This is a genomic window from Paucibacter sp. M5-1 (genome assembly GCF_027498415.2).
GTDB lineage: Bacteria > Pseudomonadota > Gammaproteobacteria > Burkholderiales > Burkholderiaceae_C > Roseateles_E.
Genome location: NZ_JAPZLM020000001.1, coordinates 3,415,084 through 3,428,961, shown reverse-complemented (window position 1 = coordinate 3,428,961; position 13,878 = coordinate 3,415,084). Strand labels below are relative to the sequence as shown.

The 13,878-nt window shown below is 64.6% G+C and carries 12 protein-coding genes; 10 read left to right on the top strand and 2 right to left on the bottom strand.

Annotated elements, in window-relative coordinates; translation table 11 throughout:
• Positions 1-142: 142 nt before the first annotated feature.
• On the bottom strand, positions 143-1,267 hold the full coding sequence (gene dnaN / locus O5M90_RS16010) for a DNA polymerase III subunit beta (RefSeq protein ID WP_137944914.1): 1,125 nt from the start codon (positions 1,265-1,267) through the stop codon (positions 143-145).
• A gap of 100 nt (positions 1,268-1,367) precedes the next feature.
• Positions 1,368-2,846 carry a chromosomal replication initiator protein DnaA gene (dnaA, locus tag O5M90_RS16005; protein WP_269839524.1) on the bottom strand — a complete coding sequence of 493 codons (1,479 nt, stop codon included), beginning with the start codon at positions 2,844-2,846 and terminating at the stop codon, positions 1,368-1,370.
• A gap of 454 nt (positions 2,847-3,300) precedes the next feature.
• Between dnaA and rpmH the strand changes: the two genes are divergently transcribed.
• The 10 genes from rpmH (at position 3,301) to O5M90_RS15955 (ending at position 13,874) form a co-directional block, all read left to right on the top strand.
• A complete protein-coding gene (gene rpmH / locus O5M90_RS16000; RefSeq protein ID WP_054021782.1) occupies positions 3,301-3,435 on the top strand; it encodes a 50S ribosomal protein L34 in 135 nt (44 codons plus the stop codon).
• A gap of 16 nt (positions 3,436-3,451) precedes the next feature.
• On the top strand, positions 3,452-3,961 hold the full coding sequence (locus O5M90_RS15995) for a ribonuclease P protein component (RefSeq protein WP_269839523.1): 510 nt from the start codon (positions 3,452-3,454) through the stop codon (positions 3,959-3,961).
• A gap of 5 nt (positions 3,962-3,966) precedes the next feature.
• Complete coding sequence (gene yidD, locus O5M90_RS15990) at positions 3,967-4,281, top strand: membrane protein insertion efficiency factor YidD (RefSeq protein WP_137944916.1); 315 nt, start codon at positions 3,967-3,969, stop codon at positions 4,279-4,281.
• Positions 4,278-5,936 (top strand): membrane protein insertase YidC, encoded by a 1,659-nt coding sequence (gene yidC, locus O5M90_RS15985; protein WP_137944917.1) that lies wholly within the window; start codon positions 4,278-4,280, stop codon positions 5,934-5,936. Before yidD ends, yidC begins: the two co-directional genes overlap by 4 nt.
• 273 nt (positions 5,937-6,209) lie before the next feature.
• Complete coding sequence (gene mnmE / locus O5M90_RS15980) at positions 6,210-7,586, top strand: tRNA uridine-5-carboxymethylaminomethyl(34) synthesis GTPase MnmE (RefSeq protein ID WP_269839522.1); 1,377 nt, start codon at positions 6,210-6,212, stop codon at positions 7,584-7,586.
• 196 nt (positions 7,587-7,782) lie between these two features.
• The gene (locus O5M90_RS15975; protein WP_269839521.1) at positions 7,783-8,994 is read left to right on the top strand and encodes a tyrosine-type recombinase/integrase; all 1,212 of its coding nucleotides are present in this window, start codon (positions 7,783-7,785) and stop codon (positions 8,992-8,994) included.
• 66 nt (positions 8,995-9,060) lie between these two features.
• Positions 9,061-10,725 carry an ATP-binding protein gene (locus O5M90_RS15970; RefSeq protein WP_269839520.1) on the top strand — a complete coding sequence of 555 codons (1,665 nt, stop codon included), beginning with the start codon at positions 9,061-9,063 and terminating at the stop codon, positions 10,723-10,725.
• A 396-nt stretch (positions 10,726-11,121) separates the two neighbouring features.
• Positions 11,122-12,186 carry a hypothetical protein gene (locus O5M90_RS15965; protein WP_269839519.1) on the top strand — a complete coding sequence of 355 codons (1,065 nt, stop codon included), beginning with the start codon at positions 11,122-11,124 and terminating at the stop codon, positions 12,184-12,186.
• Positions 12,187-12,264: 78 nt separating this feature from the next.
• Positions 12,265-13,077 carry an NYN domain-containing protein gene (locus O5M90_RS15960; RefSeq protein ID WP_440402165.1) on the top strand — a complete coding sequence of 271 codons (813 nt, stop codon included), beginning with the start codon at positions 12,265-12,267 and terminating at the stop codon, positions 13,075-13,077.
• Between the two features lie 158 nt (positions 13,078-13,235).
• Positions 13,236-13,874, top strand: a complete 639-nt coding sequence (locus O5M90_RS15955) for a hypothetical protein (RefSeq protein WP_269839518.1) — start codon at positions 13,236-13,238, stop codon at positions 13,872-13,874.
• The last annotated feature ends 4 nt before the right edge of the window (positions 13,875-13,878 follow it).

Sequence of the window (13,878 nt, the reverse complement as noted above, 5' to 3'; positions counted from 1 at the left end):
TCGGTCAGGCCATCGGGGTTCTGTTCGTTGCTCGGCACATCACTCATCGGGGACTCTCTCTCACTGTCGGGCAGCCACTTCGCCGCCCCTTTAAAAGCACTGAAGCGGGCCGAGGCCCGCTGTCGTCAAGTCAGTTCTCGCCTCAGATCCGCATCGGCATCACGACGTACTTGAAGCCGGTCTGCTCGGGGATCGTGATCAGCGCGCTGGCGGCGCTGTCGTTCAGATCGATGGACACCATGTCCTGGCTCATGTTCTGCAGCGCGTCCATCAGATAGGTCACGTTGAAGCCGGTCTCGATCAGGTCGCCGCCGTAGTCGATCTCGATCTCTTCCTTGGCCTCTTCCTGCTCGGCATTGCTGGAGGCGATGCTCAAGAGGCCCGGCTCGAAACTCAGGCGCACGGCCTTGAACTTCTCGCTGGTCAGGATCGCGGCGCGCTGCAGGCTGGCCAGCAGCGGCTGGCGGCCCAGCGTCACATTGAACTTGTGGTTCTTCGGGATCACGCGGTTGTAGTCGGGGAACTTGCCCTCGACCAGCTTGGTGACGAACTCCATGCCGCTGAAGGTGAACTTGGCCTGGTTGCCGGCGAAGCGCATCTCGATCGGCTGGTCGTCGGAGCCATCCTTGCCGCCGTCCTTCAGCAGGCGCATCAGCTCCAGCACCGTCTTGCGCGGCAGGATGACTTCCTGCTTAGGCATGTCGGCCTCCAAGGTGGCCTGGGCCAGCGCCAGGCGGTGGCCGTCGGTGGCGACCAGGGTCAGGGTCTTGCCTTCGGCAACGAAGAGGATGCCGTTCAGGTAGTAGCGGATGTCGTGCACCGCCATCGCGAAGTGCACCTGGTTGATCAGGCTCTTCAGCGTTTTCTGCGGCACAGCGAAGGCCGGGCCGAAGTCGGCGGCCTCCTGCACCAGCGGGAAGTCATCGGCCGGCAGGGTCTGCAAGGTGAAGCGGCTCTTGCCGCCCTGCAGCGTCAGCTTGCTGGCATTGGCGGTCAGGCTGACGGTCTGGTCGGCGGGCATCGAGCGCAGGATGTCGATCAGCTTGCGCGCGCCCACCGTGGTGCTGAAGTTGCCGGCGTCGCCGTCCAGCTCGGCCGTGGTGCGGACCTGGATTTCCAGGTCGGAGGTGGTCAGCTCGAGCTGCGGGCCTTGCTTGCGTATCAGCACATTGGCCAGGATGGGCAGGGTATGGCGCCGCTCGACGATGCCGGCCACGGCCTGCAGCGCGCTCAAGACCTTGTCCTGGGTGGCTTTCAACACAATCATGGAAACCTCTCTCCGCTCTGTTTTGGCTTTGGCGCCGGGCCCGTCGGGCAACAGCGCGTATTTTCACCTACTTATAGGGCAAATTCCGCTGAGGAAAGCGCTAGCCCTTCAAGGTTTGCTCCAGCACGTGGAGCTGCTGGTTCAGCTCGGTGTTCTTCTGCCGCTCGCCGCCGATCTTGCGCACCGCGTGCAGCACCGTCGTGTGGTCGCGGCCGCCGAACAGCTCGCCGATCTCGGGCAGGCTCTTCTGTGTCAGCTCCTTGGCCAGGTACATCGCGATCTGGCGCGGGCGGGCGATGCTGGCCGGGCGCTTCTTGCTGTACATATCGGCGACCTTGATCTTGTAGAAGTCGGCCACCGTCTTCTGGATGTTCTCGACCGAGATCTGCCGGTTCTGGATCGACAGCAGGTCCTTCAGCGCCTCGCGGGCCAGCTGGATATTGATGTCCTTGTGCGAGAAGCGGCTGTAGGCCAGCACCTTGCGCAGCGCGCCTTCGAGCTCGCGCACGTTCGCTCTGACGTTCTTCGCGATGAAGAAGGCCACATCCTCGGGCATCGGTGTCTGCTCGGCCTCGGCCTTCTTGATCAGGATGGCCACCCGCATCTCCAGCTCGGGCGGCTCGATGGCCACCGTCAGGCCGGCGTCGAAGCGGCTGGTCAGGCGCTCATCGATGTCCACCAGGCCCTTGGGATAGGTGTCCGAGGTCATGATGATGTGGGCGCGCTTGGCCAAGAGGGCCTCGAAGGCGTTGAAGAACTCCTCCTGCGTGCGGTCCTTGCCGGCGAAGAACTGCACATCATCGATCAGCAGCAGATCCAGCGAGTGGTACTTGGCCTTCAGCTCGTCGAAGGTCTTGCGCTGGTAGTTCTTCACCACGTCCGAGATGAACTGCTCGGCATGCAGATAGAGCACCCGCGCATCGGGCTTGTCGCGCAGCAAGGCATTGCCGACCGCGTGTATCAGATGGGTCTTGCCCAGGCCGACGCCGCCGTAGATGAACAGCGGGTTGTACATCGCGCCCGGCGCACCGGCCACATGCAGGGCCGCGGTGCGCGCCATCTGGTTGGCACGGCCGGGCACCAGGGTGTCGAAGGTCAGCGCGGTATTGAGGCGGTGGCGGCTGGCGCTGGGCGGCGGACCCAGGGCCGGATTGCTGTGGATGACGGGCTGTTGCGGGTCGCGCGGCGCGGCCGGGGCCGCCGGCACGGGTTCGGGCTGTGGCGGGCTGACCGGGCGCAGGCCGTTGTGCAGCACCTGGCCGACGGCGATCGGCTGGTTGGCGGGCAGGGGCTGGGCCACGCGGCCGACCGGCTCGCGCGCGGCCAGGGCCAGCTCCAGGCGGGCCGGTTTGCCGGCCAGCTCGGTCAGGATGGCTTCGATGCGGCCCGCATACTGGTTGCGGATCCAGTCGAGCTTGAAGCGGTTGGGCACGCGCAACGAGACGACCACCGCGTCGGCGCCGCTGCCGTCGGCCACATCGGCCGGGGGCAACGGGCGTATCCAGGTATTGAATTGTTGTTCGGGCAGTTCGGCAGCCAGGCGCTCACAGCCGCGCTGCCAAAGTTCTGCCCCAGACATGTCTGCGCTCATTGTGGAAAACTTGTTCTTGAGCGGCCGGATTGTACGGGTTTGACGCGGCCGAATCGCAGGTTATCCACAGATTTTTGGGCGCGGTCAAGCCCCCGATAACCCGGGATGGCGATCCCTCTTGATTGACCGGGGCGCCAAAGTTTGGTGTAATCGCGGGTTTTCCGGACGCCGGATGGTTGCGCACGGGCGGACTTGTTCTTTGCACTAGCATGTGGATTGATGGGTCTTGTCCCATGTCGGCCCCAAGGCAGGGCCGGCGCGGCGCACATCGGTGGCCGTCTGGGCCGTATCGGCCTGCCGACCCGTCAAGGGTACGGCAGACCGGCGCGGCTTCGGCGGCCGGGATGCCCAGCGCATCTCGTAACGATTTGCCCACAACCGCTCTCGCGGGCGAGGATTCCTCGCTGCGTTGTAGCGTCTTTAGACCTCAAGAGGTTTCATCATGAAACGCACCTACCAAGCTTCCAAGACCCGTCGCGCCCGTACCCATGGCTTCCTCGTCCGCATGAAGACCCGCGGCGGCCGCGCCGTCATCGCTGCGCGCCGCGCCAAGGGCCGCAAGCGTTTGGCTGTCTAAGTCGGGACACGACAGCGTGATCGGCCGCATCCTGCGATCGGCCGACTTTGAGCGCGTGCTGGGTTCGCCCAGCCGTGCTCGCAGCAGCCATTTCGCTGTGCACCATGTTGCGGCCAGCCCCATCCTGCCGGGCAAGAAGTTGTCCACAGATGCGGTCGAGTTATCAACAGGCGATGCACCGGACATCCACATGCTTGTGGATGAGGGCCGTGCTCAGGCGCTGCCGCAAGGCTGCTGGCTGGGTAGCGTGGTGCCCAAACGCCATGCCCGCCGCGCCGTGACCCGTACCCTGCTGAAGCGCCAGATCCGCGCCGCCTTCGTGGCCCAGGCCGCGGCCGAAGAGCCGTTGCTGCCAGGCCTGTGGGTGGTGCGCTTGCGTGCGCCCTTCGATATCAAGCAGTTCCCCAGCGCCTCGTCCGAGGCGCTGCGCACGGCTGCGCGCGTCGAGTTGGCCCAGCTGTTCGAGCGCGCACGCGCGCCGCAGCGCGAGCAACAGCGGCCGGCCCGTGCCCGGCCGCAGGCCTGAGCGATATGGACCGCCCGCCCGCCTCGCTGCCGCAGCGCTTCATGATGGGGCTGGTGCGTGGCTATCAGCTCTTGTTCAGCCACTGGCTGCAGGCCGGCTGCCGCTACCAGCCAAGCTGCTCGGCCTATGCGATGCAGGCGCTGGCCAAGCATGGCGCGGCTGCCGGCACGTATCTGGCGGCGGCTCGCATCCTGCGCTGCAATCCTTTCTGCTTGGGCGGGCATGATGCTGTGCCCGACAATCCGCCCGGCCTGTTCACCCGTCTGGGTTGCGGGTCTGGCGTCCGTTCCTCCTCCTCCAATCCTGAAGCGTCCCAATGACTGATATACGCCGCACCGTGCTGTGGGTGGTCTTCACCATGTCGCTTGTCCTGTTGTGGGACGGCTGGCAAAAGCACAACGGTCACCCCTCGATGTTCAGCCCCGCCGCACCGAAGCCGGCGGCCGTTGCTGGCTCGGCACCCGGCGCCGCCGCGCTGCCCACCGCCGCTACTCTGCCGGGCGCGGCCGCGACACCGGGCGCCGCGCCGACCGCTGCGGCACCGAGCAGCACCGGTGAAACCGTCGTCATCAGCACCGATGTGGTCAAGGCCACGCTGGACAGCCTGGGCGGCAGCCTGGTGCGGGTGGAACTGCTCAAGCACAAGGACGAGACCGACGCCAGCGGCCATATCGTCGTGCTGGACCGCAGCGCCCAGCGCGTCTACCTGGCCCAGACCGGCCTGGTCGGTGTGGCCGGCGCGCCCAGCCACCTGACCCCGATGAGCCTGGTGCCCGGGGAGCGCAGCCTGAAGGACGGTGAGCAAAGCCTGGTCGTGCGCTTCGAGTCGCCCGAGCAGGGCGGCGTCAAGCTGGTCAAGACCTACACCTTCAAGCGCGGCGACTATGCGGTGGACGTCAAGCATGAGGTGCTCAACACCTCGGCCGCGCCGCTGACGCCCCAGCTCTATACCCAGCTGGTGCGCGACGGCAATCCGCTGCCCAATGAGTCGAGCTTCTATTTCACCTTCACCGGCCCGGCGATGTATACCGACAAGTCGAAGTTCCTGAAGCTCGACTTCAAGGACATCGAAAAGGGCAAGGCCAGCGTCGAGAAGAATGCCAGCGATGGCTGGGTTGCGATGGTCCAGCACTACTTCGCCAGCGCCTGGCTGCACAAGGGCGACAGCCCGCGTGAGTTCTACGCGAAGAAGGTCGACAACAATCTGTACTCGGTGGGCATGCTGTTCCCGCTGGCCCAGCTGGCGCCCGGCGCCAGCGTCAGCGCCGACCACCAGCTCTTCGTCGGCCCGCAGGAAGAGAACAAGCTGGCCGTGCTGGCCCCGGGCCTGGAGCTGGTGAAGGACTATGGCTGGTTCACCATCCTGTCCAAGCCGCTGTTCTGGCTGCTCGACCAGCTGCACAAGCTGCTGGGCAACTGGGGCTGGTCCATCATCGCGCTGGTGGTGCTGCTGAAGATCGCGTTCTACTGGCTCAATGCCAGCGCCTACCGCAGCATGGCCAAGATGAAGGCGGTCAACCCGCGCATCACCGAGATGCGCGAGCGCCTGAAGGACAAGCCGCAGCAGATGCAGCAGGAGATGATGAAGATCTACCGCGAGGAGAAGATCAATCCGATCGGCTCCTGCCTGCCGATCTTCCTGCAGATGCCCTTCTTCATCGCGCTGTACTGGGTGCTGCTGTCCAGCGTCGAGATGCGCCATGCACCTTGGATTCTGTGGATCACCGACCTGTCGGCCAAGGATCCGTTCTTCGTGCTGCCCATCCTGATGACGCTGTCCAGCCTGTTCCAGGTCTGGCTGAACCCGACGCCGCCGGACCCGATGCAGGCCAAGATGATGTGGATCATGCCGCTGGCCTTCAGCTTCATGTTCTTCTTCTTCCCCGCCGGTCTGGTGCTGTACTGGCTGACCAACAACATCCTGTCGATCGCCCAGCAGTGGATGATCAACCGGCAGCTCGGCGTCAACAAATAGCCGCTGGCGCCAGCATTTCACGAAGCCCCCGGGTGCCCCCGCACTTGGGGGCTTTTTTATTCGCGCCGCCAGGCCTTTAATCGATCACATGCGGGGCAGAGAGTCACCGGCCTGTCAAAGACGACAGTGCCAGGCGACAAGGCCCATCAGCGGGGCTCACGCGAGCGCCCGCTGACAGCCTCCCCCGCGCCATACACCGCGACATATCCCGGACGCCGACCCCAAGGTCGGCGTTTTTCGTGAGAGGTGGCCGCCATCGGTGAAAATTCGCCCATGCTGTCCCGCCACCAAGATCCCATCGTCGCCATCGCCACTGCTCCCGGACGAGGCGCGGTGGGCATCGTGCGCGTCTCGTCGGCGCAAGACCTGACCCCCATCGTGCAGGCCCTGTGCGGCAAGACCTTGAAGCCGCGCGAGGCCAGCTACCTGCCCTTCCGCGCGGCCGATGGCGAGGCCATAGACCAGGGCCTGGCCCTGCTGTTCCCGGCCCCGCACTCCTATACCGGCGAGCATGTGCTGGAGCTGCAGGCCCATGGCGGGCCGGTGGTGCTTCAGCTGCTGCTGGCGCGCTGCATGGAGGCCGGCACCGGCATGCGCATGCGCCTGGCCGAGCCCGGCGAGTTCACCCAGCGCGCCTTTCTGAACGGCAAGCTCGACCTGGCCCAGGCGGAGGCCGTCAGCGATCTGATCGACGCCAGTACCGAGGCGGCCGCGCGCAGCGCCAGCCGTGCGCTCGCTGGCGCGCTGTCCGGCGAGGTCGGCGAGCTGCGCGATGCGCTGATCAAGCTGCGCATGCTGGTCGAGGCCACGCTGGACTTCCCGGAGGAAGAGATCGACTTTCTGCAGCAGGCCGATGCGCTGGGTCAGCTGGACCGCTTGCATGCCCGGCTCGCGGCCGTGCTGGACCGCACGCAGCAGGGCGCGCTGCTGCGCGAGGGTATCAAGGTGGTGCTGGCCGGCCAGCCCAATGTCGGCAAGAGCTCGCTGCTGAACGCGCTGGCCGGTGCCGAGCTGGCCATCGTCACGCCGATACCCGGCACCACGCGCGACAAGGTCAGCCAGACCATACAGATCGAGGGTGTGCCGCTGCACATCAGCGACACCGCCGGCCTGCGCGAGACCGAGGACGAGGTCGAGCGCATCGGCGTCGCGCGCAGCTGGGATGCGATCGCCGATGCCGATGTCGTGCTGTTCCTGCACGATCTGAGCCGTATTGGCCAGGCGGACTACGAGGCCGAGGACCGCCTGATCAACGAGCGCCTGCAGGGCGTCGATGCCGGCCGCATCCTGCAGGTTTTCAACAAGGTCGACACCACCCATGGGCAAGACCTGGCCCCAGGCGCTGTCGCGCTGTCCGCCAAGACCGGCGCCGGCCTGAGCGAGCTGCGCCAGCGCCTGCTGCAGCAGGTCGGCTGGCACGCCACGCCCGAGGGCCTGTTCATCGCCCGTGAGCGCCACGTCCAGGCGCTCAAGCGCACCCGCGAGCATCTGGAGCTGGCCAAGGCCGTGGCCACCCAGCAGCCGCCGGCCCTGGATCTGCTGGCCGAAGAGCTGCGGCTCTCGCACGACGCCCTCGGCGAGATCACCGGCGCGTTCTCGGCCGACGATTTGCTCGGCGAGATATTCAGCCGGTTTTGTATCGGGAAATAAAAAGCATGTTCCAGGACGTTCCGTAACGTCCCATGCAGATCGCAAATACCCTGTAAATTCAACGACTTAAAGAGAATTTGAGTCCATGATTGCTTGTGGAAGTGCCAGAACATCCAAGGGTCTTTGAGTCCAAATTTGAGTCCATATTCGAAGTGTTCGACAATTTGGCTGTTTCCATGGACTCACGGAGGCAGTCGTGGCCCTTACAGAAGTTGCCCTGAAGGCGCTCAAGCCCAGAGACAAGCCCTACACACTCGCTGATGATCGAGGCCTGTATGTCGAGGTGCTGACGACGGGCAGCGTGATCTGGCGCTACCGCTATCGCCTCGATGGCAAGCAGGAGAAGCTAACTCTCGGCAAGTACCCTGCCCTCTCGCTGCGCAATGCCCGTCTGAAGCGGGATGAGGCCGCCCGCACCGTGGCGCTAGGGCACTCCCCTGCGGAGCAAAAGCAGCTGGCCAAGGTTCCGGCGCCCGACACCATCACGGTGGCCGAGTTCGGCGAGCGCTTCTTCCGGGAGGTGGTGGCCAAGGACCGGCAGGACGTGTCGAGTCCGCGCCGCTATTTCGAGAAGTCCATCTTGCCCGTGATCGGCGCCAAGCCCGTGCGGGAGGTCACCACGGAGGATGTGCGGACCATCATCTGGCGCAAGAAGGATGAGGGCTTCGATGCCGCAGCTGGCCAGCTGCGCAGTGTGCTGAAGCGGATGTTTGACTATGCGCTGACGTGTGGGCTCGCCCCGATCAATCCGGTGTTGGCGCTGCCCATGCGTCATGTCCACAGGTCCAAGTCCCGCGATCGGGCCCTGTCGCCCGAAGAAATCAGGGACTTTCTGCGTGCCGCCATCGAGTCCAACATCCGCCGGCAGTTCAAGTTGGCACTGCACCTGATCCTGCTGACCATGGTGCGTAAGTCCGAGCTGCTGCTGGCGCGCTGGTCAGATGTCGACTTTGAGCAGGCCGAATGGCACATCCCCGCCGAGCACTCCAAGACCGGCAAGCCTCACATCGTGTACCTGTCGCGCCAGGCGGTCGAGCTGTTCCGGGAACTGAAGGTGTTGGCGGATACCAGCGAACTGGTGTTGCCGGGTCGGGGCAGCTTGACCAAGACCTTTGCCCACAACTCGATCAACACCGCGCTGAAAGTTGCCCTGCAGGGGCAGGCCATCCCAGCCTTCACCGTCCACGATCTGCGCCGCACGGCCTCGACTCTGCTACATGAGAATGGCTGGCCATCGGACGTGGTAGAGAAGGCCCTCAATCACATCATTGGTGGCGTGCGCGGCGTCTACAACCGGGCCGAGTACGCGCCGCAGCGGCGCGAGATGCTGCAGTTTTGGGCGGACTACATCGAGTCCCTGATCACATCCGGCAAGGTCATCATGGGTCGGTTCAGCCGCCAGGCCTGATGCTTCACAGCGCATCACATGCCGCTGACTCTGCAACAACGAGCGCATCCAGCCTGAAAGCAAGTCATGCCCCCACCGCAGCTGCCTGCCCGTGAGTCCCTGACCGTCGAGTTCAAGAGCGACCGCACGCGCCTGCCAGACCGCGACCTGATCGAAGCCATCGTCTGTCTCGCCAACGCCGAGGGCGGCGAGCTGTGGCTGGGCGTGGAGGACGACGGCGCGCCGACGGGGCTGCATGTCGAGCACCGACAGCTGATGGGTATGGCCGGCCTGGTGGCCGCGCGCACTTCGCCATCGCTGGCGGTGACTGTCACGCCCGTGCAATTTGGCAATGTCGTGGTGGCCCATATCGCCGTGCCCAAGGCCCAGGGCGAGGTGGCGACCACCGGCGGCGTCTACCTGCGTCGTCGCCTGAAGGCCGATGGTGAGCCCGAGTGCGTGGCCATGCTGCCGCATGACCGCGCCAGCCGCGCGAGCAGCTTCGGCCAGTTGGACGCCTCTGCCCAGATCGTGGCCGGCGCCACCTTGGCAGACCTGGACCCGCTAGAGCGGGAGCGCCTGCGCCAGAGCGTGCAGCAGTATGGCGGCGACCGAGTGCTCTTGGGGCTGGACGATGAGGCGCTGGACAGCGCGCTGGGGCTGACCGGGCGTCTATCCGGCGGTCACCGCGCACCCACGCTGACGGGCCTGCTGTTGATCGGCCGCGAGCCGGCGCTACGCGAGCTGGTGCCCACCCACGAGTTCGCCTTTCAGGTGCTGGCGCGCGAGTCGGTGCGCTTCAACGAGTTCCGGCGTTTCCCGCTGCTCAAGGCCCTGGACTGGCTGGAGACCAATTTCCGGCCTTACAACCCTGAGGATGAGCTGCAAGTGGGGCTGTTCCGGGTGCCCGTGCCCTTGGTGGACCTGGGGGCGTTTCGCGAGGCGGTGGCGAATGCGCTGATCCATCGTGACTATCACCGCCTGGGGGCCGTGCATGTGCGGCTGGAAGACGGCGCCCTGGTCGTCAGCAATCCCGGCGGCCTGGTCGATGGCGTGACGCTGAGCAATCTGCTGACCATCGAGTCCCATCCGCGCAATCCGCAACTGGCGGACGCGATGAAGCGCATCGGCGTGGTCGAGCGCTCGGGGCGAGGTGTGAACAAGATTTTTCGGGGTCTGCTGAAGTTCGGCCGACCGGCGCCGGACTACAGCCGTACCTCGCGTGAGGATGTCGTGCTGCGTTTGCCGACAGACCCGGCGGATCTGGAATTCCGGCGCCTGGTGGTGGACGCCGAGCGGGGCGGCAGCAGTGAGCTGCCGATCGACAGCCTGATTGCCCTCAGCGCGCTGCGTACCCAGAGGCGGCTGACGGCCGAAGAGCTGGCCGCCTACATCCAGCGCGACGTGGCTCAGGCACGGCAGACGCTGGAGGCCCTGACCGAGGCCGGCCTGGTAGAGCCTCACGGCGCCACCCGGGGGCGCAGCTACATGCTGTCGGCTCAGGTGTACCGGTTGGCGGGCGGCCAAGCCGCCTACACGCGTCAGGCCGGTTTCTCGGCGATCCAGCATGAACAGATGGTGTTGAGCTACATCCGCCAGCATGGCCGGATTGTCCGGGGCGATGTGATGGAGCTGTGCCGCTTGTCCAGTGACCAGGCGGCCACCTTGCTGCGGCGGCTGAAGGCCAAGGGCGTGCTGAAGCAGCAGGGTGAACGGCGCTGGGCCAGCTACACGCTGGCGGGTGAAGTCTGAGCAGCTATGGGCAGTTCTATAGGGTTCTATAGGGTTCTATGGGCTTGGGCTGCTTCATGGCCGAGCGGGCATCGTCACGCCGGGGCCCCGGTATTGGTGTGCTGGTCGAACTGCTACGGACACCACCCATAGATGGAATCCACGCGGGTGGGGAGGACGTGGCCATGCTTGAGATGCACGCCGTGTTGTCCGTGGGAGGACTATCGGCGGCTGGCTGGTGTGTGTTGCCGAGCGACTCTTAGAATAGTCCGGTGCGCTTGTCTGCGCCAGCTGCCCACCATGGCCCACTCGGTTCGCCGGGACGACAGTCGCTTTCTATTCGCATGAGCTTCCAACGTAACGGCGGAACTCGGCAGTGGGCACCGGGCTATTCCGCTTCAACGTCTGGAGCGTCTTGTGAATTTCATCCCCACTACGGCTACCGCAGCCGAAAAACTGAAGCGCCTGGCTAAGCAGCAGCGCAAAGCGTCCGGCACCTCCCTCGGGGTCGCACTCGAAAGTGTTGCGCACGCCCACGGTTACTCCAGTTGGAAGCACGTGACTGAGTGCCTCGAACAGTCCAAGCGTTTGCCTGGCGCTCGTCCTGCGCTACCGGCTGTGCTGGCCGCCTATCTCCGTGAGCTCAATGCGCGCCAGCCTGTATCGGATATCGATCAGGAAGCCTTCAGGCACGGCCTGGTGTTCGCAATGGATGTCAAGGATGTCGATGGTGTTGCGCTCGGCGCCGAACTTGCCGAGTGTGACGATGTATGGCCGCTCGCAGCTTCCGATCTTTGGAACCAGTTCGTGCATGCGAAGGACCACGAAGACGGCGTTGCGCTGGTCGATAAGTTGCCGCCTTCCGATCTGTTGACGGCGGCACAGGAGGAGCTGACGAACTACCGACTCTTCCGCTACACGGGAAGCGACGTGCCCAGTTCTTTGGAGATGGCCTTTCGAAACGTCTTCGGCCAGTTCTTCTTCGCACCACGGATGGTGTGGATGAAAGGCACGTTCATCGACATGGAAGAGGCGCGGGAGGTCCAGGTGGCAGGCCACTCCGTCTACTCGTCCCGGCCGAACACCCGGACTGAGTCCTCTACGAGTTCGCGCCCCAAACCAGATACGGGTACGGACTCGGCGGGGTCAGATGACCGACCACCAAGTTCGGCATCTGAGCTGGCCCCTGAACCTAAACGAGGACAAGGATTCATTCCGCGTTTGGACATCATGCGGATGCAGCCAGGCTTGTACGAATACCGACTGACGCACCAAGGACAAGCAATGCTGAGCGGTGCGGGACTCGCCAGCATTCGCGAAGCCATAGAGGAGGCTGCTGACATTACCGGCGATATCCTTGGCTTCGAGGTTGGCTATGCCGGTGTCACTGTCGGCACCTTTCCGCTGGATGAGCTGCAAGCTTCCGCCGAGGCCATTGCGCATCGGGCTGTGCAAACCGCGTCATTGTTCGGAGCCCACTGAGGCTCATAACTTCGGTCCGCGCCCGAGCGGTCCGTCTCCTTTCCCGTTAGTATTTTGAGAAAAGAAGGGGAGGATCGCTTGGATGCTTATGACAACGCTGGAAGCCGCTCGGTAGCGATCTACTGGGACTTCGAGAACTTGCATGCTGGTCTCGTCGAGGCGAAGTACGGTGAAGGGGCCTACGCAAAGCAGGACAACCGATTCAAGGCGCAAGAGCCATTGATCGACGTGCAGGCCTTGGTCGAGCTAGGCGCGTCCTTTGGGCCCGTGGCAATCAATCGCGCCTACGGAAACTGGCAGTTCTTCGGGCGCTACAGGGACGCGTTGCTGCAGAACGCCGTCGAGTTGATTCAGCTATTCCCCCCTGGTGCGTCGGCCAAGAATGGAGCCGACATCAAGCTCTGCCTGGACGCGACCGAGGACATCAGCCGGTTTGACCACATCGGTACCGTCATCATCGTGGGCGGTGACAGCGACTTCATGCCGGTTGCACAGAAGATCAAGGCGGCGGGGCGTACGTTGGTCGGCATCGGCAACCGCAAGAACACCAACCGGCATTGGGCCAAGAGCTGCCATGAATTCAGGTACTACGACACGCTGATCGAACCCGCACCTGAGCAGGACGCAAAGCCAGTCGATGCAAGAGAGGTCTCGTCGACTCCTATCGATCCGACGGCCGACATGCTGCGGCGCGCGATTCGTCTTCTGGCCGAATCGAAAGGCGAGGCCTGGGTTCACAAGGCCAGCGTCTGGCCCATGATGAAGCGACTGGACTCCACCTTTGACCTGAAGGGCCAGGGCTATGCCAGCTTCAGCGAGATGCTGAAGGCGATGGATGCCATCGTGGAAGTCAAGAAGGGCGAGAAGGATCACTTGGTGAGACTGCGGTAGCCATCGGGCCTTCGTGTGGAGGAGGCGATGATGACTCTGTCGTCGGCATTCGCAGACCCTGGTGGAGGCACTGGCCGCCCTGCTTCAGCAGCGCCTGGTGCTGATTCTTAGCAAAAATCAGCACGCGCCGAGCGCCGAACCCAACGCAAACTTGTGTCATGGGAAACGCCACCTTCGTCCGCCAGCCCCGTGCCCATACATCGCGCAGCAGCAGCCGTCGCCAGCGGCTGACCATTGACTTCCGTCGGCACGGTCCGGCACTGGCCGCCATCGCGCGCTCGCGCCGCATGAGTGCGGCTGCGCTCGCCAGAACCGTCCTCAGTGAGTGGCTGGACGCGCAGGCTGTTGGCGCTTCGCCTGTCGGTGCGACTGACACGGCGCCGGCCGCATCGGTTGCGCTGCACACAGACGCCCCGTTAGCCAAGTTGACCTTGCGCCTGCCCGCCGACCGGGCCGCCAAGCTGGCCCGCGCCGCGCGTGCGGCCGAGTTGTCGCAGGGGATGTATGTCGCGCAACTCCTGGATGCGCATTCAGAGGAAAAACCGCTGGGTGCCAGCCCGAGGGAGCTCGTGTTGTCGCTGGTGCGATCCAACGCCAAGCTGGCGGCTTTGAGTAGCGGTCTGAAGTCCCTGGGGCGCGCACTGGAACAGTCCTCCTCCCCTGAGTCGGCGGGCTTCGATGTCCTGGTGGCAGGGCTGACCGCAGACGTGGGTCAGCACTTGGCCTCGGCCGCGCCCCAGATGGCGGCATTGCCGGCGTCATGGCGTTGTCCGGCTCGCAAGTCCGATGCCGGGTGAAATG